Here is a 20,133-nt window from a genome sequence, read left to right as displayed (position 1 = left end):
TCGGGCATGGTCTTTTGAGACGGGCACGACACGCAGTGTCGGGCATGGTCTTTTGAGACGGGCACGACACGCAGTGTCGGGCATGGTCTTTTGAGACGGGCACGACACGCAGTGTCGGGCATGGTCTTTTGAGACGGGCACGACACGCAGTGTCGGGCATGGTCTCTTCAGAGAGCGGGGCCCCCGAAAAGTATCATCCGCCGCGCAAGCGCTGTGGATGACAGGTCCGACTTGTCCTCCGCAGCCTCGGCGAAGGAGGAAGGGGGACAACTTTTCGGGGAACATGGGAGCCGCATTATGAAAACCAGCGTGATTCTGAACCGCAACTTCACCATCGGCGAAATCGACGAACGCATCTACGGCGGTTTCATCGAACACCTCGGGCGCGCCGTTTACGGAGGAATCTATCAGCCGGACCACCCGTCCGCCGACGCGGACGGCTTCCGGACCGACGTGCTCGGGCTGATCCGCGAACTCGGCATGCCGGTCACGCGCTATCCGGGCGGAAACTTCGTCTCCGGCTACAACTGGGAGGACGGCACAGGTCCCCGCGACCGGCGGCCCGTGCGGCTCGACCTCGCCTGGAAGGCGCTCGAACCGAACAAGTTCGGCACCGACGAATTCATAAAGTGGTGCCGCCGGGCCGGAACCGCCCCGATGATGGCCGTCAACCTCGGCACGCGCGGCCCGGCCGAAGCGCAGCAGCTGGTCGAATACTGCAACTTTCCGGGCGGCACGGAATTGTCGGAACGCCGCCGGGCCAACGGCGGCCGGGAGCCGTACCGTGTCAAGCTCTGGTGTCTCGGCAACGAGATGGACGGCCCGTGGCAGACCGGACACCGCACCGCCGACGAATACGGCCGGACCGCGCTCGAAGCGGCCAAAATGATGAAGTGGACCGATCCGTCGATCGAGGTCATCGTCTGCGGCTCCTCGAACGACGCCATGCCGACCTTCGGCTACAGGGAAGAGACCGTGCTCGAACACACCTACGACCTCGCCGATTACCTGTCGATCCACCGCTATTTCGGCAACCGCTGCGGGCAGACGCCGGGCTATCTCGCCCAGCCGGAGGAGATGGCCGGCTTCATCCGCCGCGCCGTCGCCTGCTGCGACGCGGCCGGGGCAAAAAAGAAATCGTCGAAGAAGATCATGCTGAGCTTCGACGAATGGAACGTCTGGTTCCACTCCAACGGCCGGGAGAAGGAGTCGCCGGAGTGGACGGTCGGCCGGCCTCTGCTCGAAGACGTCTACACGATGGAGGACGCGCTGCTGGTCGGAATGCTGCTTTCGACGCTCCAGAATCACGCCGACCGGGTCAAAATCGCCTGTCTCGCTCAGAGCGTGAACGTCATCGCGCCGATCATGACCGAAAAGGACGGCGGCGCCTGGCGGCAGACCATCTTCCACCCGTTCGCATTGGCCTCGAAATACGGGCGCGGCATCGCGCTCCAAAGCGTCGTGGAGGGTCCGTGCTACGATGCGGAGTTCAGGACGGACGCCGATGCGCCCCCGGTCCTGCACCGGGGAATCCCGTACCTCCACGCCTCTTTCGTCCACAATACGGAACGCAGCGAGGTCGTGATCTTCGCCGCCAATCGAAATCTGGCCGAACCGATGGAGCTCGAAGTCCGGCTCGGGGATTTCGACGCCGTTTCGGTCATCGAGCAGCAGACGCTGCATCACAGCGACCTGAAGGCGGTCAATTCGGCGGAACGGGAAGAGGTCGCCCCGGTCGCGCAGCAGGGCGCCGCGCTGGAGAACGGCACGTTGAAGGCCGTGCTGCTCCCGGCAAGCTGGAACATGCTGCGGATCAGTCTCCGGCAGCCCGCCAGAGCAGACGGTTCCCGTCAAAAGCAGCCCTGACCCGTCCGGCGCCGGCCAGACACGACAGCGCCGAACGCAGCGTGCCGCCGGCCAGGACATACTGGTTGAAATCGAGCCGCAGGCCGAAACCGTCGTACAGCCGCATCAGCAGTTCTTCGAACGACGCCGGGGAGTCCAGCCGCGCGAGGATCGTATCGAGCAGCTCCGTGACGGCGCGCCGGTTCTCCGCGACAAGCGGCCGGATGTCCGGCCCGGCCGGAGCATGGGACGGCACGAAACAGGGCGACTCCATCGCCTCCACCGCATCGAGGGTGCGGAACCATGCGTCGAAATCGTAAATGAACGGAATCCGGTACTTGGCGAGTACCGCGCCGCTCGAGACGCAGTCAGCCAGAAACACCGTGCCGTCCGGCGTGCGGAATCCGGTCATGTCGAACGAATGGCCGGGCAGCGGAACAGGCTCGAGCTCCCACGGGAATGCCGGGTCGCCGAATGTCGAAACGTCGCTCGGCTGCGCCAGCAGGAATTTGTTCCGCAGCTCCGCGGGCGGACAGCCTCCGTACAGGAACGACGGCTCGAGGAGCGGGTCGCGCGTGAACGCCCCCTCGATCCGGGGAGCAAAGACGCGGCAGCCGGTGCGTTCCTGCAGAAACCGGTTCCCGCCGATATGGTCCGCGTGCGAATGGGTGTTGACGACCGCCCGCAGACGCCACCCTTCTCCTTCCAGAATCCGGAGCGCCCGTTTGCCGGCGTCCCTGTCGTTGCCGCTGTCGATCAGGCAGACGTCCGCCCCGTCCAGCAGGCAGATGCCGATCTTCGCCGGACAATCGATATACCAGCTGCGTTCTCCGGCGCGAATCAGTTCATACATCGTGCATTCCCTCCTGTTTTCCATCAATATACTCCGGCCGCGCCGGAAAAACAAGGGACGCGGCTTGCACCGGAACCGCAACGGGCTTATATTGAACCATGACACGTCGATATGGAAAAGCGCCCTTCCGGGCGGCGGCAATTCACGGCGGTCCGGGTGCGGTCGGCTCCGCCGGCGGACTGGCCGAAGGACTCGCCGTCTCCGCCTCCTGCGGCGTACTTGAGCCGTTTCAGTCGAAAGAAACGATCCCGGAGCTCGAGGCGGAGCTTGAAAAGCAGCTTGCGGCCGAAGCCGCCGCGCCGGTCGCACTCATCGGCCACTCGTGGGGCGCCTGGCTCGCGGCGCTGTTCGCGGCGGAGCATCCGGAGCGCGTATCGAAACTCATCCTGGTCAGCAGCGGCCCCCTGCACAGCCGCTATGTGCCGCAGATCGGAGAACGCCGTCTCGCCCGGCTCGACGGCAGGCGGCGCGAACGCTTTCAAGCGCTGCTCGCCGAACTCGACTCGCCGGATGCGATCGACCGCGATGCGCTGCTCGCTGAATTCGGCGCGCTCTGCACCGCCTCCGACGTTTACGCGCCGGCCGATCCCCCCTGCCCCGAACCGCCTTCTCACTGCGACGGCCGGATGTATGCGCGCGTCTGGGCCGAGGCCGCCGCACTGCGGGAAAGCGGCGAACTGCTCCGGCGTTTTTCGGCGCTGCGGATTCCGGTGACGGTCATTCATGGAGAGGCTGACCCGCATCCGTCGGAAGGAGTCGCGGAGCCGCTGCGGGAAGCGGGCGTTTCGTTTTCGTTCCGCCTGCTGCCGAGGTGCGGCCATACTCCCTGGCGCGAACAGTACGCGCGCGAACCGTTTTTCGATCTTCTTGCCCGGGAACTTTGACAATCGTTTTACATTCCTTTTTCATTCTTTTGACAATATCCGGGAACAAAGCGCTATAATAAACAGCGCGGAGACGTTCCCGGCGGTTTGCAAATCACCCGCCGGGAGATTACCTTAAAAAGAAAGAGAGGATCTGATGAAACGAGTGTTCGCCCTGTTCCGCTTCGCTTCCGCCTGCCTGCTCGCCTGCGCGGCGTGCAATGCGGCGGAGCCATCTGTGCCCGCCCCGGCTCCCGGCGGCGTCACCCTGACGGTCGAAGCCGAAAACTCCATTCTCCCGGCCGGAAACGCGCAGGAAGCGATGGTCCGCATCGCGATTTCGGCACCGGCGCCGGCGCGGCAGCCGCGACTGGTCAAGACCGTCAACCTCGCGGTCGCCTTCGACTGTTCCGGCTCGATGAGCGGCGGAAAGATCGTCCACGCCCGGCAGGCGGCGCAGAACGCGCTGGAGCAGCTCGGCGAAAACGACTTCTTTTCGCTGGTCATCTACAACCACTCCGCCCGAGTGCTGATCCCGGCGACCCGGGTTACCGAAAGTGCGAAGCGGGAGCTTGCGGCGGTCATCGGCTCGATTCCGGCCGGAGGCGGCACCGCGCTGTTTTCCGGTGTGTCGCTCGCCGCGGACGAACTCCGCAAGGCCGGGAACGATCCGCGCGGCGTGCGGCGGCTCATCCTCCTGTCGGACGGCCAGGCCAATGTCGGCCCCTCCTCTCCCGCCGAACTCGGCAAGCTCGGCAGCGCGCTGGTCAAAGAGGGTATCACGGTCAGCACCGTCGGCATCGGCAGCGACTACAACGAGGACCTGATGACCTCGCTCGCCCAGAATTCGGACGGCAACTTCTACTTCGTCGCCCGAAGCTCCGACCTCGTTCCGATTCTCGCCAGAGAGCTCGGCAGCGCGCTGTCGGTCGCGGCCCGCCGGGTAAAGGTCCGCATCGACTGTCCGCCCGGCGTCCGGCCGCGCGGCATTCTCGGCTGCCGGTGCAGAATCGACGGCCAGAGCATCGAGCTCGACTTCAACCAGATCTACGCCGGGCACGACAAAGTGCTGATCCTGCAGCTCGATCTGCCGCCGCAGCCGGACGGAAGCTCGAAGCCGCTCGCCGACGTAACGCTCGAATACCTGACCGCCGAAGCAGAAAAAGCGCCGGTGCTGACCCGCAGCGTGGCGGTGAATTTCAGCGCCGACTCCTCCGCCAGCGCCCGGAGCCTGAACAAGGCAGTCAGCGCGGATGTCGCGCTCCAGCAGAGCGCCGCGATTCGCGAGGAGGCGATCAACCAGTCCGATTGCGGCAACATCCTCTTCGCCTCCGAAAAGCTCAGGCAGGCGCAGCTTCTGCTCGAACGCAATGCCGCGCTGACCGGCAGCGAGGAGGTCCGCGAAACCGCAAAGCGGCTCGCTGACGAGTCGGACCGGCTCGCGCAGGCCGAAACCGCCCCCGCGACCTACAACGAGACCCGCAAGGAGATCAAGGGCCGCAGTTACCAGATCCGGAACAGCCAGCCCGTCCGCCAGTAGGAGACCTGCCTCATGCCGCGAATCACCCCCGAAACAATCATCGCGCCGGTCATCGGAATCGCCCTGCTGGCGGCACTGGCGCTCGGGGGCGTCGCCTTCGCGCTTTCGCGGCACGAGGAGGCGTTCCGGCAGGAGGAGCTGCGCAATCTGCTCCGCAGCGAGTGCCGCCTCTTCGCGGAACGATGCGGACAGGAGCTCGATATGATCCGGGCCGAACTCGAACTGCTCGCCGCGCAAACGCCGCCCGACGCGGACGGAATCCGCCGCGCCGTCGCGGGGGAGCCGTTCTTCGTCGACGGCTTCGTCGCCGACCGCTCCGGACGGCTGCTCCATGCCGGCGGCGACTGGCGCCGCCGCTATAACGAACTCTTCACCGAACTCGTCAGCTCGCGGTCCGACGGCGCGGACACCGCCCCGGTCCGGCCCGCTCCGCAAAAACTGCGCACGGCCTCCTCTGCTCCGGCGAAAACCGGGACGAGGTCCCGGGAGCTCGTCGAACCGGTTCCGCTCCACGACAACGCGCGCCGCATCGTGCTGGCGGACCAGGCGCGGTTCAGCCGAAGCGCAGGAGGCGAATTCCAACCGGTCCGGAGAGAAAATTCCGAAAGAGCGCTGCCGGCCGTCGCCGCCGCACCGGAAGCGGATTCTCCCGCCCCGCGGCTGATTCCGCGGTTCGCGGCGCTGGCCCGCGGCCGCCGCTCCGGCTTCATTCCGTACTTCGCCGACAACCGGTTTGCGCCGCTGGTCTGGGCCGAAAGCACGAACCCGCCCGGCAGGCTCGTCGGCTTCGAACTCGAAAGCGTCGTGCTCTGGAGCCGGCTCATCCCGCTCTTTCCGCAGCACCTGCCGCCATATTTCCGCATCGAGCTGGTCGATGCGTCCAACCGCGTCATCCATGCGGCAGGCGGCGACATTTCCGGAAAAGAAACAGCCGAACCCGTACTCATCATGCCGTTCTCGGAGCTGCTGCTGCCGAACGCGCAGATCCGCGCCTCGCTGATTCCGGAGCGACTGCCGCTCGGCAGCTTCCGGCTCGCGGTCTGGCTCGGCATTTCGGCTCCGATCCTCGTCATCCTGCTCGCTGGGCTCCTGATTTACCGGATGCTCCGGCGGGAACTCCGGCTCTCCGGGCAGAAGACCGGCTTCGTCTCGCAGGTGTCGCACGAGCTCAAGACGCCGCTCACCAGCATCCGCATGTATGCCGAGCTGCTGCGCGACCACGACGCGGAGCTCGCTCCGGCCAGACGGCGCGGCTATCAGCAGATCATCCTCGACGAGAGCGAACGGCTTTCCCGCCTGGTCGGCAATGTCCTCGACTTCAGCCGCCTCGATGCAGGCCGCAAACGCTATTCGCCGGCGGAAACCGATCTCGCCGAGCTGCTGAACACAGCCGCCGAGCTCTGCCGCGAACGCGCCCGGACGGCCGGAGTCGAGCTTCACGTATCGCTGCCGGGAAGCCCGGCGAGCTGCCGGATCGATCGCGATTCGCTGCTGCAGATCCTGCACAACCTGTTCGACAACGCTTTCAAGTACGCCGCCTCCGGAAAACGGATCGACCTTTCGCTGGTCCGGGCCGGAAGACGCTGGGAGATCCGGCTGCGCGACTACGGCCCCGGCGTTCCGCCCGGGGCGGAAGAGAAGATTTTCCGCAAATTCTACCGGGTCGACACGGCGCTGGAGGCCGAGGTTTCCGGTTTCGGGCTCGGGCTGGCCATTGCCCGCGGCCTCCTGCGCGACCAGAAGGGGGAGCTGAAAGCCGTCCCCGCCGATCCCGGCATGCAGTTCATCATTCAATTACCGGAGGAACCGGAACATGGAACCGTATAAGATCCTGATTGCCGAAGACGACCGCAACATCCGCGCCGGAGTCGCCGACGCGCTCGAACTCGAAGGATACATCCCCGTCGAAGCGCCGGACGGCGGCGCAGCGCTCAGGCTCTACCACGAACACCATCCGGATCTGCTGCTGCTCGACATCATGATGCCGGGGCTCTCCGGCTACGACGTGTGCCGCCGGGTCCGGCAGGACGACCCGCTGATTCCCGTCATCATGCTGACCGCGAAGGGGGAGGAGTTCGACAAGGTGCTCGGGCTCGAACTCGGGGCGGACGACTATGTGACCAAGCCGTTCGGGCTGCGCGAGCTCGCCGCCCGCATCGCCGCGCAGCTGCGCCGCCGGCAGAGCGAGAAGGAGAAAGCCTCCCTCCCGCCGGCCGCGCCGGACCGGTTCGGGTTCGGCCGCTGGGAGATCGAGCGATGCCGGCTCCGCGCCGTCCGGGGAGACGAATCGACCGGGCTTACGCTGCGGGAAATCGCGCTGCTCGAACTGTTCGCCGCACATCCGGGCGAAGCGCTCAGCCGGGACCGCATCATGAAGGAGGTATGGGGAGCAAGCTTTCAATCCTCGCGCACGCTCGACCAGCACCTGGTCGCCCTGCGGCGCAAGCTCGAGCCGCCGCGCCTGATCGAAACCGTCTACGGCATCGGCTACCGCTACGCCGCCGAGTAGCGGAGGAATCAGCCGATCATGCCGTTGCGGCGCGCAATGACGTAATTGCCGATGTTGTCGCCTGCGACGTTGCAGGCGGTCTCGAACATGTCGAGCAGCGGGTTGATGCCGATCGCCAGCGCGACGATCATGGCGATCCGGCCGGCTTCGAGCCCCATGTTCTCCAGCACCATGAAGAGCAGGAAAATGCTGCCGCCGGGAATGCCGCCGGTGCCGATCGAAGCAAAGACGACCGACAGAATCAGCACGAAAATCTGCCCCATCCCGAGCGGGATGCCGAAGATGTTCGCGGCGAGGATCGCAAAAACCGGCAAATGGATGCAGACCCCGTCCATGTTGATCGTCGCTCCGAGCGGCAGCGCGAAGCCGGAGAGCTCGTTGCGGATATGCAGCTCCTCGTCGGCCACCCGCAGCGAAACCGGCAGAGCCGCCGCGCTCGACCGGGTCAGAAACGCGGTCAGAACCGGCTCCCTGACCGCCGCCAGCACCCGGTACGGATTCTCCCGGCAGATCACGAGCACGAACAGCGGGTAGATCACGCCGATCATAATGAGGACCCCGGTGATCACACACCCCGCGATGCGCAGATACGGGCCGAAAAGCTCGGCGCCGTAAGCGGCGAAGTTGACGGCGGTCAGGGCGAAAACGCCGACCGGAAAATATTCCATGATCCAGTCGATCATGCGGAAACACGCCTTCATCGCGGCGCCGAACACATCGAGCAGCGTCTCCGCGGCCATGCGGACCTTCCCGCCGCCGCTCTCCTCGATGACCGTGCGGACCGCGATGCCGAAGAGGATCGAAAAGACGATGATCGACAGGAATTTCCCCTCCGCCAGCGCCTGGAACGGATTCATGAAGAGGTCGTTGACCAGCTTCAGCAGCGTGCCGCCGCCCCCTCCCCCGAGACGAAGCTGCTCAACCTGCCCCATGAGCGGCGCGGCATGTTCCCCGGCATCCCCCATGCCCGGATTCATGAACAGCGCGAATCCGGTCCCGAACACGGCGGCGAAGAGGGAGGTAAGAAAATACCAGGCCACAACCCACATACCGAGACGCCCGAACTTCCGCAGCGGCAGACTGGCCGCCCCCGTCACGAGCGACAGGAAGATGATCGGGATGACCACCATCTTCAGCATCGCAATGAGAACCGTCCCGAACGGCGCGAGAACGGCAAGCGTCCCGTCGCAAACGTCCGGCCCGGCATACCGGCAGCCGATTCCGGCCGCGATGCCGAGCAGAAAAGCAGCGACAACCCGGTAGACGAGCGGGGTGGAAAAGTAAAGTTTCGCGATTTTTCTCATGCTCCCTCCCTGATATGCATCCATCATCCTCCGCCTAATATACCCGGAGCAATCCGGGTTTGCAACGCCGAAACCGACCGGAAACCCGGGAACCAACTGGATTTTTTGCAAATTGCGTGTATGTTAGAAAGTATGATTTTACTTTATTGAGGGAGGAAGGAAACACCTCATGCGCACGAAAATCGCGGATGGAAGCATAAAAATCGCCATCATCGGCCTCGGCTATGTCGGGCTGCCGCTGGCGGTCGCCTTCGGGAAAAAGTTCGACACCGTCGGATTCGACGTCAAGGAGTCGCGGATCGCGGAGCTGCGAAGCGGCAGAGACAATACGCTCGAAACCACTCCGGAGGAGCTGCGCGAGGCCGTCCGCCTCCGTTATACCTCCGACCCGGAAGCGCTTCGGGACCGCGACATCTTCATCGTCACCGTGCCGACTCCGGTGGACCGCTTCAACACGCCGGACCTGACGCCGCTGCTCCGCGCCAGCGAAACGGTCGGCAAGGCGATCCGGCCCGGCGGGATCGCCATCTTCGAGAGTACCGTCTACCCCGGCTGCACCGAGGAGAAATGCGTCCCGGTGATCGAGCGCGAAAGCGGACTGTCCTTCAACACCGGTTTTTTCTGCGGTTACAGCCCGGAGCGGATCAACCCCGGCGACCGCGAACATACGCTGAGCCGGATTCTGAAGATCACTTCGGGCTCCACGCCGGAGACGGCGGAGACCGTCGACCGGCTTTACCGCAGCATTATCGAGGCCGGCACTTACAAAGCGAGCTCGCTCAAGGTGGCCGAGGCCGCCAAAGTCATCGAAAATTCGCAGCGCGACCTCAATATCGCCTTCGTCAACGAGCTGGCCAAAATTTTCCGGCTGATCGGCATCGACACGCGCGAAGTGCTCGAGGCGGCCGGAACCAAATGGAATTTTCTGAAGTTCCAGCCGGGACTCGTCGGCGGCCACTGCATCGGCGTCGACCCGTATTACCTGACTCACAAGGCGGCCGAGCTCGGCTATCACCCCGAAGTCATCCTCGCCGGGCGCCGGATCAACGACAGCATGGGGCGCTATGCGGCCACCGAGGTCGTCAAGCTCATGATCCGCGGCGGCAGCCGGATTCTCGGCGCCAGGGTGCTGCAGCTCGGCATCACCTTCAAGGAGAACTGCCCGGACATCCGCAACTCCCGCGCGGTCGACGTGGCCGATACTCTGGCGGAATTCGGCTGCCGCGTCGATGTCTGCGACCCGTGGGCAGACCCGGACGAGGTCAAACGGCATTACGGGATCAACTCGTTCCGCGATCCGGATTCGTTCGATTTTTCGTGCTGCGATGCGATCGTCCTCGCGGTCGCCCACGATCAATTCCGCGCTCTCGACCTCGGCAGCCGTCGCAAGGAAGGGTGCATCATCTACGACATCAAAGGGGTGCTGCCCCGCAACCTTGTGGACGGCCGCCTGTGAAACCAAAGTTCGACACCATCGAAGGCAGGTCCGTCCTGGTCACCGGCGGCGCCGGATTCATCGGCAGCAACCTCATTGATGCGCTGCTGGCAAACGGCGCGGCGCGGGTGGTCGCGCTCGACAATTTCTCGACCGGGCGGCGGGAGAATCTCGCGTCGGCGCTCCGCGATCCGCGCTTCGAGCTGATCGAGGCGGATATCCGCGACCTGGACGCCTGCCGGAAAGCGGCATCGGGAATCGATCTCATCTACCATGAGGCCGCGCTCGGGTCGGTGCCGCGTTCGATCGCGGACCCGGTCACGACCACCGAAGTCAACATCGCCGGATTCGTCAACATGCTCTGGGCCGGCGTCCAGGCCGGCGTCCGCCGTTTCGTCTATGCGTCGAGCAGCTCGGTTTACGGCGGCAGCCGCGAACTCCCGAAGGTCGAGGCGAAAACCGGCGAACCGCTCTCGCCCTATGCGATCACCAAATGCGTGAACGAGCTGTATGCCGGGAACTTTCATGCGCTTTACGGAATCGATGCCGTCGGGCTGCGCTACTTCAACGTATTCGGCCCGCGGCAGAACCCGAACGGCGCATATGCGGCCGTGATTCCGAATTTCATGGCCGCGCTGCTGGCGCACCGGAGTCCGGTCATCAACGGCGACGGGAGCAACTCGCGCGACTTCACCTATGTGGCGAACGTGGTCGAGGCGAATCTGCTCGCCGGGACCGTCGAAAATCCCGAAGCGCTCAACACCGCCTACAATATCGCGGCGGGGCGGGCAACCACGCTGACCGACCTTTTCGACCTGCTGAAAAGCGAACTCGCCAAGTACGATCCGGCCGTCGCCGGAATCAGGCCGGAGTTCGGGCCGGAACGCGCCGGGGACATTCCGCACTCGCTGGCCGATATTTCAAAAGCGGAGACGCTGCTCGGCTACCGGCCGGAATTCGATGCCCGGACCGGCTTCGCGCTGGCGGCGGAATGGTACTTCAAGAATGCCGGGGCGCACGCCGAATGAGCCTCCGTCTGGCGGTGGCCTGCGCCCGGCAGGAGGCGGAAAAGCTTTCTCCGCTCCTCCGGGAGCTCGAACGCCGCGGAACCGTCCGCCCGATCGTTTTCGAGCGGGAACGCCATGCTTTCTTTCCGGCCGAAGCGCTTGAGCATGCGCAAGCGGACGCCCTGCTTGCAGTCGGGCCGTCCGCACCGGGACGGCTTGCGGCGCTTCGCCGCTCCCACGGCCGGATTCCCATTCTGCTGCGTCCGGCCGCTCCGCCGCACGACGGTTCCCGTATCCTGAGTTCCCTGCGGGACGATTTTCTGTTCCGGCTCGAATGCCGTTACGCCGATGCCGTTCTCTGCGCCGGAAGCAACGACCGGAAACGCTGTCTCCGGCTCGGCATCGCGGAACGCAAACTCCACGACGCTCCGTTCGCTGTGGATAACGCGCATTTCGCCGGTTCGCCGCACTGCCGGGAAGCCGCCGGAACACGGAGAGCCCGGCTCGGCATTGCGGAAGATGAAAAGCTGCTGCTCTATGCCGGAAAATTCGATTTCCGGAAAGGCGTGCACATCCTGCTCGAACAGTTCCTCTTCCTCCGCCGGAGCGGGAACGGCGGGAAATGGCATTTCGCGCTGGCCGGTTCCGGGGAGTGCGAAGAAACGCTGCGGCAGATGGCGGCGGAGGATTCGCACATCCACCTCCTGCCCCTTCCCGGCGCGCAGGAGCTGCCGTCCCTGCTCCGGGCCGCCGACCTCTGCGCACTGACGCCGCGCACCGGCCTGCCGTGGGGGGCGCTGATCAACGGGGCGATGGCCGCGCAGCGCCCGGTGCTCGTCACCGAAAAAGCCGGCTGCGCGCCCGATCTCGTCGAGCCGGGCGCAACCGGCTGGAGCGTCGACTCCGCTCACCCCGAGCTCTGGTTCGACTATGTGAAAGGCATCTCCCGGGAACGGCTGGCCGCCATGGGGGAAGCCGCCGGGCGTAAAATCCGCAGCTGGACTCCCGCCGCATTCGCAGACGCGGTCGAACGGGCGATTCCGCGGAAAAATCGATAAAAACCGCCGGATTCTTCCGCTTTGCGGCCTCTTGCGGCTGGATAAATCCGCTTTGCGGGGTTATGTTATGAAAGCGATCTGTGGTGGCGTCCGATTTTTCGGCAACAATCAGGAATCACAATGAAAAATAAAACCATTCTGGTGACCGGCGGCGGCGGCTTTCTCGGCTCCCATCTCTGCGAACGGCTGCTCGAAGAAGGCAACGACGTGATCTGCGTCGATAATTTCTACACAGGCAGCAAGCGGAACATCCGCCATCTGCTGGACAACCCGAAATTCGAACTGATCCGCCACGATGTGACCTTTCCGCTCTACCTTGAGGTCGATGAAATCTATAATCTGGCGTGTCCCGCCTCGCCGATTCATTACCAGCGCGACCCGGTCCAGACGGTCAAAACCTGCGTCCACGGCGCGATCAACATGCTCGGGCTGGCCAAGCGGCTCGGCGCGAAAGTGCTCCAGGCCTCGACCAGCGAGGTTTACGGCGACCCCGACATCCACCCGCAGGTGGAGGAGTACTGGGGCAACGTGAATCCGGTCGGGCTGCGTTCCTGCTACGATGAAGGGAAGCGCTGCGCCGAAACGCTGTTCCACGCCTACCGTCTCCAGTGCAATCTGCCGATCAAGATCGTGCGGATCTTCAACACCTACGGGCCGAGGATGCACCCGAATGACGGGCGCGTGGTCAGCAATTTCATCCTGCAGGCGCTGCAGGACGAGGACATCACGATCTACGGCAGCGGCGACCAGACCCGCAGCTTCTGCTACCGCGACGACCTCATCGAAGCGATGATCCGCATGATGGCGACGCCGGACGGGGTGACCGGCCCGGTCAACATCGGCAATCCGACCGAATTCACGATTCTCGAGCTGGCCGAGCTTGTCATCGAGCTGACCGGTTCGCGGTCGAAGATCGTGCGCCTGCCGCTCCCGTCGGACGATCCGAAGCAGCGCCGCCCCGATGCGTCCAAAGCCCGGAAACTTCTCGACTGGCAGGCGACGACCCCGCTGCGCGAGGGCCTGGCCAGGACGATCGACTACTTCGACCGGCTTTTGAAGGAGGACCCGGAGTTTTGCCGCTCAAAATGACCACGATACATCCAGCCGCAGCCGTTGCCCGGTGCGGTTTGCACGAACGCCCTGAAACGTTTTCACGTTTCGGGGCGTTCCCCTTTTTGCACATCAATCCAACAACAGGAGAATCAGCATGAAAAACATCCTCTGCATCGGCGCCGGCTATGTCGGCGGCCCGACCATGGCAGTCATCGCGGACCGCTGCCCGGACATCAAAGTGACCGTAGTGGACATCAATGAACGGCGCATCGCCGCCTGGAACTCCGACGAACTGCCGATCTACGAGCCCGGCCTCGAGGAGGTCGTCAAACGCTGCCGCAGCCGCAATCTGTTCTATTCGACCGACATCCCGAAGGGAATCCGCGAGGCGGACATCATCTTCGTCAGCGTCAACACGCCGACCAAAACCTTCGGCGCAGGCGCCGGAAAGGCCGCCGACCTCCAATATCTTGAAAAGACCGCCCGCAGCATCGTCGAACACGCTGAAAACGGGAAGATCGTCGTCGAAAAAAGCACGCTGCCGGTACGGACGGCGCAGGCCATGAGCCGGATTCTGCACTCGAACACGAAAAACCTGAAATTCCAGATTCTTTCGAACCCGGAGTTCCTGGCCGAAGGCACCGCGATCCGCGACCTCGAAAATCCGGACCGCGTCCTGATCGGCGGCATGGAGACGCCGGAGGGCGAAGCCGCGATCGAAGAGCTCGTCTCGGTCTATGCGCGCTGGGTCCCGCGCGAACGGATCATCACGACCAACCTCTGGTCGAGTGAGCTTACCAAGCTCGTTTCGAACGCGCTTCTCGCCCAGCGCGTCTCTTCGGTCAACAGCATTTCGGCGCTCTGCGAACGCACCGAAGCGAATATCGACGAAGTGACCGGCGCCGCCGGAAAGGACAGCCGGATCGGGCCGAAGTTCCTGAAAGCCAGCATCGGCTTCGGCGGCTCCTGCTTCAAGAAGGACATCCTGAATCTGGTCTACCTCTGCGGGCACTACGGACTGCCGGAGGTCGCCGATTACTGGGAACAGGTCATCCGGATGAATGAATTCCAGTCACGCCGCTTTGTGGGCAACATGCTCGCCGCCATGTTCAACACCGTGGCCGACAAGCGGATCGCCATCTTCGGCTTCGCCTTCAAGGCCGACACCGGCGACACGCGCGAGTCTCCGGCCTGCTCCGTCTGCCTCCAGCTTCTCGAAGAGCACGCCCGGCTCAACATCCACGATCCGAAGGCGCTCGGCAACGCGAAGCTCGACCTTGAAGGAGCGACCGGCGAGATCAATTACCTTGAAGACCCGTATGAAGCCGCCGAAGGCGCACATGCCATCGCGGTCATGACCGAGTGGAAAAGCTTCCGCGAGCTCGATTACAGGCGCATCTTCGACTCGATGGAGAAGCCGGCCTTCCTCTTCGACGGACGAAATATCCTCGATCACGCCGCGCTCTATGAAATCGGCTTCAACGTCTATCCGATCGGCAAGAAGGCGCTGACGCACTTCTGATCAGCATTCGTATGCCGCCATGCTGCCGATCTCCTTTTCGAGCGCTTCGAGAAAGAGTCCGACATGGCGGCCGTCGGCCAGCGCGTGATTCAGCTGCAGCGCCACGGGAATCGTGAAGGAGCGATTCATCTTCCCCCAGGCGAGAATCACGATGCTCTGATCCAGCCGGAGCGCCGCCTGCGTAAGCGACGAAAAGCCGTACCAAGGCACGCAGCTCGCGCAGAAATAGTCCTGCCGCCGCCGCACGGCGGGGTCGAACTCACCGCGCTTCGCGGCGGCGACGGCCGGTTCCGCCTGCCGGAGAAACGCATCAAAACGATCCGCATATTCGGTCAGTGCCATCGTAAAAGTGTCGTCCGCGCCGAGAATCGGGGTCAGCGCCGCCGTGTGTTCGAATTCGACGACTCGCTCCCCGTCGAGAATGCGCTGCCGCAGGGCCGGAACCGCATTGACCGCGCGCAGAAGCGGATACAGCATCGAGAGGAAAAACGATCTGCCGGTCCGCTTCGCCATGCGGTAAGCCGGTTCCGCATTCACCTCGAGCGTGATGTTGAACAACTGGTTCTGGAACGTCCGGTAGTACTCGAAGACCGTCCGGCGCGGCCATGCGTTTTTGTCGATTTCTCGGTAACGATTCATGCTCTTTCTCCTTTCTTTCCCCGTTTCGATTGCATTCCGGCCCGGTCCGGGATATATTTCGGAAAACGGAGATGATTTTCATGGAACTCTCTTTTGATACGGTCGACCACGGCAACGGGTTCGATTTCGGCCGCGCGGCGGCGGACTACGCGAAATACCGCGACATCTACCCGGCTTCGCTCTACCGGAAGCTGGAGGAAACCGGCGCCGTCCGCGCCGGTCTGCGCGTGCTCGACGCCGGCACCGGCACCGGCGTACTGCCGCGCGCGATGTACGGCACCGGCGCCCGGTTCACCGGCATCGACCTCTCCCCGGAACAGATAGAAGCGGCCCGCGCCCTGTCGGCAGGAAAAGCGATCGAATACCGCGTATCTCCGGCCGAATCGACGCCGTTCCCGGCCCGAAGCTTCGATACGGTGACGGCCTGCCAGTGCATCCGATACTTCGATCCGGAGCGTTTTTCCGCCGAGCTCGCCAGAATCATGGTTCCCGGCGGACTCCTCGCCGTGGTCCACATGAACTGGCTCCCGCACGAAGACCCGGTCGCCCGGATGTCGGAGGAACTGATCCTCGCATGCAACCCGGCCTGGACCGGCGGCGGCTTCCGCCCCTCCCCGCTCCAGGAATACGGTCCGGCAAAAGAGCGCTTCACCCGCCAGGCGGCCTTTGCCTGGCGCGAAGCCCTGCCGTTCAGCATCGACAGCTGGGCCGGGCGGCTCCGGAGCTGCCGCGGCCTCGGCGCCTCGCTGCCGCCGGAGCGCGTCGCCGCATTCGAACGGCAGCTCCGGACCCGGCTGGCCGGAGAAGCAGGCGAACGGTTCACGGTCCTGCACTATGTCGAAATCGAACTTCACCGGCTGAACGGCGTCAGGGGGCTTTGACTTCCGCGCCCGCATGTTCAAGCCGGACCGGACCTTCGACGTGCAGGTCGAGCTGGTTGAACGGAATCGAAATGCCGCGTTCGTCGAAGAGTTCGGCCACCTTCTCGCGCAGCGTCGACAGCACGATGACCTGCGCGCCGGTGCGCACCCAGACCCGCAGCGTGAAGTCGATCGCACTCTCCTGAAACTCCGAGCAGTAGACCTCCGGCGGCGGCTGTCTGTAGATCGACGGCAGCGCGGCTGCCGCATCAAGCAGCGTCTGCCGGACCAGCTTCAGGTCCGAACCGTAAGCGACGCCGACATGCAGGTCGCGGCGCATCCGGCTCCCGCGCCGGGTCCAGTTGCGGAAGTCCTTCGAGAGCACGTTCGTATTCGGCAGCGTGATGACCGAACCGTCGAAGGTCTCGATCACCGTCGCGCGGAAGCTGACCGCCTTGACCTTCGCATAGAGGCCGTCGAATTCGATCTCGTCGCCGGGCCGGACCTGCTGCCCGACCAGCAGGATGATCCCCGAAATGAAGTTTTCGAGCACTTCCTTGAGGGCGAAGCCGAATCCCACGCTGAACCCGCCGAGAATCACGAGCAGGCTCGAATACTTCACCTCGAGGATCAGCAGCACGAACACGCCGAACAGCGCCCAGACGATGTAGCTGCCGAGCGTCACGAACGACGAGACCATGCCGAGGTCGGACGAATTCTCGAAGCGCTGGAAGATCAGGTACTTCGCCATCGCCAGCAGGAACAGCAGCACCAGCAGCACGATGGATATGGTCAGCAGATCGGTCACGCTGAAACTCAGGAAATTGTAGACGTTGATCTGCATCCGCGCCCAGTGATTCAGCCAGCTGCGCAGGTGATAGGTGCTTGAGATATTGCCGATCACGATGCCGCACACACCGAACCAGACCAGCGGAAACGCGAGGTGACGCAGAATGATGTTGCTCATCCGGCTCTCCGCATGCTCCGCGATCCGGGTCAGGATCATGCGGCTGGCGGCGATGGCGGCCTGGAAAAGCCCGAGAACCACGAACCCGGTCAGCATCATGGTGAATCCGATATAGAGGAAACCGAGGGTGATCAGCAGCGTCTCAAGCACCGCCACGCCGAGCGCAAGCCAGCCGAGGACGCAGTCGAATGCCGCGTATCCGCCGCGCCGGAGCATGAACAGCGCCCAGACCGCCGTCAGCAGATTCAGCGGCACGGCGATCAGCATCAGCGGCTGATACGGCATGACCAGCGCGAAAAGCGTGCTGGCGAGAAAGTTCTGCAGGATGAACGGCAGATAGAGCAGGATCGTGCGCCGCATCATGCCGCGCTCCATGCGGAACGCAAGGGCGATGCAGAGCATCGCCAGCGCCCCGATCGTCTGGCTGAACTGATAAACCTGCGCGGAATAGCTCAGTTCGGTCCGGAACTGCACGAAATAGAGCGCCAGCGCCAGCACCATCAGAAGCCCGGAGAAGAAGAACAGGTTCGACTTCCGGTACATATCCGGGAACCGCGTCTGCCGCAGCAGCCACGGGTAGAACCAGCGGGGACCGCCGTACACGAAGAGCAAAAGCAGCGGAATGAAGATCAGCATGAAGCAGATCAGGTCCCCCGCCCACTCGTCGCCGCCGCTGAACTGCTTCTCGTCGACGGCGGTGTAATACCAGTAGGCGAGAATCTGCTTCTGGCTCGGAAAAAGCTGCCAGTAAGCGGCCTGGCGGGAGAAAAACACATTGTCGATCGTCTCGGTTCGCACCCGGGCGGCCTCGCGCACGAGCGTTTCGAGCATCCTGTCGAGCTCGGGAGCCAGCAGCTCGTCAAGCTGCCGCGTAATCCGCCCGGCCCGGTCCCGGAAAGCCTGATACTTGGCGGCGACCTGTTCGATCCGCCCCGAATAGCGGCTGTACTGCGGCAGGCGCTTCATGCGGTCAAGCTCGGAACGGATCGATTCGGTCCGGGCGGTCAGCTGGGCGCTCCCGTCGCGGTACATCCGGATGACCCGGTAACGCTTGCGGAAAATCAGGTTCAGGTCGTCGATCTGCTGGCAGCGCAGCGTGGTCTCGAACACATCCTGCGGCGTCGAAATCGAAAGCAGGAAACGCAGTTCGTCCGCCTGCAGCGCGATGCTGTCGTAAAATTTCCGGTACTCCCCCTCGATATTCCGGAACGATCCCTGATAACCGTCGAGCACCTGTTCAGCCCGGGTGATCTGCGAATCGAGCCGGGAGAGGATGAAATTCCAGTCCTCAATCCGTTCGAGCGAAAACGAATCGCCGCCCGGCTGAGCGGCCTTCTCCTCCGCCGGCGGACCGCCGTTCCCCACGGCGGCATTCTCCTGCCCGGCGGCAAGGCCGGAACAGGCGGCGAAAAACAGAAAAACAAAAAGCAGAACCATCCGCATAATCAATTCCTCCTTCCGGTTCGTCTCCGTGGACAATATACCACCCGAAAGGCCGAAACGCAAAAACGATCGGCGTTTTCCCGCCGCTCCGGTTGAAAAAACGGAGTTCCGGCACTATTTTACCCGGATGAACATTCCGAATTCCGTGGGGATCTTATTGCCATGACTTTTCTCGACTTTCTCAGCCGGGACCCGTCCCGGTTCGACGCGATGCTGCTCGACCTCGACGGGACGCTGCTGCTCGGCGATGAACCGCTTCCCGGCGCCGCGGAGCTCATCGCGCTCCTGCGCCGGAACCGGACGCCGTTTTTCTTTCTGACCAACAACTGCTCGAACACCTCCGGAGAAATCGCCGCCCGGCTGAACGCGGCCGGAATCGAGGCGTACCCGGAGGACATCGCCGGCGCCGCCGCACCGCTCCGCGAAGAGCTGGCGCGGAAGGGGTGGGAGAAACTGCGTTTCTTTCTCATCGGCTCCGCGACATTCCCGGAGCAGCTCGGGCTGCGATACGCCACCGACCCGAAACGGATCGGCGAATGCGGCGGCATCCTGTTCCTCGGCGGCCTTCATGACTGGCGGACGAGCTTCCACGCCGTGCTGAACGAACTGATGAAACGTCCGGAGCTTCCGGTCGTGATTCCGAATCCGGACCGGCTGAATCCGGTGAAAGGCGGCGTCACGCTGTGCCCGCTCGGGCAGTTCGAGCTGGTCCGTTTTCACCTGCGCGAACTCGGCATCGAAATCCGGCCGCTCCACATGGGCAAGCCCTGCCCGGCGGTGTACGAACATGTGCTTGCGCGTTTTCCCGCCGGGACCCGCCGCGAACGCGTCGCCGGGGTCGGCGATTTTCTCGGCAGCGACATCGAAGGCGCGAACCGTGCCGGGCTGCAGTCCGCAGTGGTCCTGACCGGGCTGACCGACCGGAAAACCGCCGAAACGGCGGAGGGCTTCCGGCGCCCCGGCTTCATTTTCGATTCGATCGGGTGAGCCGCCGTTCTTTTGGATTCCATTGATTTTTTCAATTATTTCGCGCGTTCCGGTCAATCCGGCCTGTCAAAACCGGCCCGGAGCAGCTATACTTTATGGAACAATTCATCTTCAATACCGACAGGGGAAGGAGTCACCATAGAGATGCGTTGGGAAAAACTTGATCTGGAAGTGTCGCTGAAGCCTTTTCAGGATCGCAGCGCGGGCGGTTACGAGCGTGTGGCGGAACAGATATTCCGGCAGTGGAA

General features: G+C 63.7%; 16 protein-coding genes. 12 read left to right on the top strand and 4 right to left on the bottom strand.

What is annotated here, in order from left to right; all coding sequences use genetic code 11:
- Positions 1–297 precede the first annotated feature (297 nt).
- The gene (gene arfA / locus FYJ85_RS21830; protein ID WP_154420809.1) at positions 298–1,866 is read left to right on the top strand and encodes an arabinosylfuranosidase ArfA; all 1,569 of its coding nucleotides are present in this window, start codon (positions 298–300) and stop codon (positions 1,864–1,866) included.
- Here arfA and FYJ85_RS21825 read toward each other — a convergent pair.
- A complete protein-coding gene (locus FYJ85_RS21825) occupies positions 1,814–2,698 on the bottom strand; it encodes an MBL fold metallo-hydrolase (protein WP_154420808.1) in 885 nt (294 codons plus the stop codon). The two genes, arfA and FYJ85_RS21825, sit on opposite strands and share 53 nt — an antisense overlap.
- 98 nt (positions 2,699–2,796) lie before the next feature.
- Between FYJ85_RS21825 and FYJ85_RS21820 the strand changes: the two genes are divergently transcribed.
- The 4 genes from FYJ85_RS21820 (at position 2,797) to FYJ85_RS21805 (ending at position 7,610) form a co-directional block, all read left to right on the top strand.
- Positions 2,797–3,582 (top strand): alpha/beta hydrolase, encoded by a 786-nt coding sequence (locus tag FYJ85_RS21820; protein ID WP_154420807.1) that lies wholly within the window; start codon positions 2,797–2,799, stop codon positions 3,580–3,582.
- Between the two features lie 136 nt (positions 3,583–3,718).
- Complete coding sequence (locus FYJ85_RS21815; protein ID WP_154420806.1) at positions 3,719–5,101, top strand: vWA domain-containing protein; 1,383 nt, start codon at positions 3,719–3,721, stop codon at positions 5,099–5,101.
- Positions 5,102–5,113: 12 nt separating this feature from the next.
- Positions 5,114–6,928, top strand: a complete 1,815-nt coding sequence (locus tag FYJ85_RS21810; protein ID WP_154420805.1) for a sensor histidine kinase — start codon at positions 5,114–5,116, stop codon at positions 6,926–6,928.
- A complete protein-coding gene (locus FYJ85_RS21805) occupies positions 6,915–7,610 on the top strand; it encodes a response regulator transcription factor (RefSeq protein WP_154420804.1) in 696 nt (231 codons plus the stop codon). The genes FYJ85_RS21810 and FYJ85_RS21805 overlap by 14 nt, the downstream gene beginning before the upstream one ends.
- 8 nt (positions 7,611–7,618) lie before the next feature.
- On the opposite strand, the gene FYJ85_RS21800 is transcribed toward FYJ85_RS21805, so the two are convergent.
- Positions 7,619–8,914 carry a dicarboxylate/amino acid:cation symporter gene (locus FYJ85_RS21800; RefSeq protein WP_154420803.1) on the bottom strand — a complete coding sequence of 432 codons (1,296 nt, stop codon included), beginning with the start codon at positions 8,912–8,914 and terminating at the stop codon, positions 7,619–7,621.
- 169 nt (positions 8,915–9,083) lie between these two features.
- On the opposite strand from FYJ85_RS21800, the gene FYJ85_RS21795 reads away from it, so the two are divergent.
- The 5 genes from FYJ85_RS21795 to FYJ85_RS21775 all read left to right on the top strand — a co-directional run bounded on the left by FYJ85_RS21795 (position 9,084) and on the right by FYJ85_RS21775 (position 14,989).
- A complete protein-coding gene (locus tag FYJ85_RS21795) occupies positions 9,084–10,370 on the top strand; it encodes a nucleotide sugar dehydrogenase (protein WP_154420802.1) in 1,287 nt (428 codons plus the stop codon).
- Positions 10,367–11,377 carry an SDR family oxidoreductase gene (locus tag FYJ85_RS21790; RefSeq protein ID WP_338116716.1) on the top strand — a complete coding sequence of 337 codons (1,011 nt, stop codon included), beginning with the start codon at positions 10,367–10,369 and terminating at the stop codon, positions 11,375–11,377. Before FYJ85_RS21795 ends, FYJ85_RS21790 begins: the two co-directional genes overlap by 4 nt.
- Positions 11,374–12,414 (top strand): glycosyltransferase family 4 protein, encoded by a 1,041-nt coding sequence (locus FYJ85_RS21785; RefSeq protein ID WP_206213392.1) that lies wholly within the window; start codon positions 11,374–11,376, stop codon positions 12,412–12,414. The genes FYJ85_RS21790 and FYJ85_RS21785 overlap by 4 nt, the downstream gene beginning before the upstream one ends.
- A 120-nt stretch (positions 12,415–12,534) precedes the next feature.
- Positions 12,535–13,503, top strand: a complete 969-nt coding sequence (locus tag FYJ85_RS21780) for a UDP-glucuronic acid decarboxylase family protein (protein ID WP_106051593.1) — start codon at positions 12,535–12,537, stop codon at positions 13,501–13,503.
- A gap of 118 nt (positions 13,504–13,621) precedes the next feature.
- Positions 13,622–14,989 carry a UDP-glucose 6-dehydrogenase gene (locus tag FYJ85_RS21775; RefSeq protein ID WP_154420800.1) on the top strand — a complete coding sequence of 456 codons (1,368 nt, stop codon included), beginning with the start codon at positions 13,622–13,624 and terminating at the stop codon, positions 14,987–14,989.
- Here the strand turns inward: FYJ85_RS21775 and FYJ85_RS21770 are convergent, their stop codons facing one another.
- A complete protein-coding gene (locus FYJ85_RS21770; protein WP_154420799.1) occupies positions 14,990–15,628 on the bottom strand; it encodes a CatA-like O-acetyltransferase in 639 nt (212 codons plus the stop codon).
- Between the two features lie 80 nt (positions 15,629–15,708).
- Between FYJ85_RS21770 and FYJ85_RS21765 the strand changes: the two genes are divergently transcribed.
- Positions 15,709–16,509: a class I SAM-dependent methyltransferase gene (locus FYJ85_RS21765; protein ID WP_154420798.1), complete on the top strand. Its 801-nt coding sequence runs from the start codon at positions 15,709–15,711 to the stop codon at positions 16,507–16,509.
- Here the strand turns inward: FYJ85_RS21765 and FYJ85_RS21760 are convergent.
- On the bottom strand, positions 16,496–18,898 hold the full coding sequence (locus tag FYJ85_RS21760) for a mechanosensitive ion channel family protein (RefSeq protein ID WP_154420797.1): 2,403 nt from the start codon (positions 18,896–18,898) through the stop codon (positions 16,496–16,498). The two genes, FYJ85_RS21765 and FYJ85_RS21760, sit on opposite strands and share 14 nt — an antisense overlap.
- Before the next feature lie 162 nt (positions 18,899–19,060).
- Between FYJ85_RS21760 and FYJ85_RS21755 the strand changes: the two genes are divergently transcribed.
- Complete coding sequence (locus FYJ85_RS21755) at positions 19,061–19,885, top strand: HAD-IIA family hydrolase (protein ID WP_106051598.1); 825 nt, start codon at positions 19,061–19,063, stop codon at positions 19,883–19,885.
- The last annotated feature ends 248 nt before the right edge of the window (positions 19,886–20,133 follow it).

Source organism: Victivallis lenta, from assembly GCF_009695545.1.
GTDB lineage: Bacteria > Verrucomicrobiota > Lentisphaeria > Victivallales > Victivallaceae > Victivallis > Victivallis lenta.
Note: the sequence above shows the minus strand (reverse complement) of the source record. Positions and strands in the feature narration are given on the sequence as shown.

What these genes read in the sequence shown, in the direction of transcription:
- arfA (WP_154420809.1), top strand. Translation starts at nt 298, where the DNA reads ATGAAAACCAGCGTGATTCTGAACCGCAACTTCACCATCGGCGAAATC.
- FYJ85_RS21825 (WP_154420808.1), bottom strand. Translation starts at nt 2,698, where the DNA reads ATGTATGAACTGATTCGCGCCGGAGAACGCAGCTGGTATATCGATTGT.
- FYJ85_RS21820 (WP_154420807.1), top strand. Translation starts at nt 2,797, where the DNA reads ATGACACGTCGATATGGAAAAGCGCCCTTCCGGGCGGCGGCAATTCAC.
- FYJ85_RS21815 (WP_154420806.1), top strand. Translation starts at nt 3,719, where the DNA reads ATGAAACGAGTGTTCGCCCTGTTCCGCTTCGCTTCCGCCTGCCTGCTC.
- FYJ85_RS21810 (WP_154420805.1), top strand. Translation starts at nt 5,114, where the DNA reads ATGCCGCGAATCACCCCCGAAACAATCATCGCGCCGGTCATCGGAATC.
- FYJ85_RS21805 (WP_154420804.1), top strand. Translation starts at nt 6,915, where the DNA reads ATGGAACCGTATAAGATCCTGATTGCCGAAGACGACCGCAACATCCGC.
- FYJ85_RS21800 (WP_154420803.1), bottom strand. Translation starts at nt 8,914, where the DNA reads ATGAGAAAAATCGCGAAACTTTACTTTTCCACCCCGCTCGTCTACCGG.
- FYJ85_RS21795 (WP_154420802.1), top strand. Translation starts at nt 9,084, where the DNA reads ATGCGCACGAAAATCGCGGATGGAAGCATAAAAATCGCCATCATCGGC.
- FYJ85_RS21785 (WP_206213392.1), top strand. Translation starts at nt 11,374, where the DNA reads ATGAGCCTCCGTCTGGCGGTGGCCTGCGCCCGGCAGGAGGCGGAAAAG.
- FYJ85_RS21780 (WP_106051593.1), top strand. Translation starts at nt 12,535, where the DNA reads ATGAAAAATAAAACCATTCTGGTGACCGGCGGCGGCGGCTTTCTCGGC.
- FYJ85_RS21775 (WP_154420800.1), top strand. Translation starts at nt 13,622, where the DNA reads ATGAAAAACATCCTCTGCATCGGCGCCGGCTATGTCGGCGGCCCGACC.
- FYJ85_RS21770 (WP_154420799.1), bottom strand. Translation starts at nt 15,628, where the DNA reads ATGAATCGTTACCGAGAAATCGACAAAAACGCATGGCCGCGCCGGACG.
- FYJ85_RS21765 (WP_154420798.1), top strand. Translation starts at nt 15,709, where the DNA reads ATGGAACTCTCTTTTGATACGGTCGACCACGGCAACGGGTTCGATTTC.
- FYJ85_RS21760 (WP_154420797.1), bottom strand. Translation starts at nt 18,898, where the DNA reads ATGCGGATGGTTCTGCTTTTTGTTTTTCTGTTTTTCGCCGCCTGTTCC.
- FYJ85_RS21755 (WP_106051598.1), top strand. Translation starts at nt 19,061, where the DNA reads ATGACTTTTCTCGACTTTCTCAGCCGGGACCCGTCCCGGTTCGACGCG.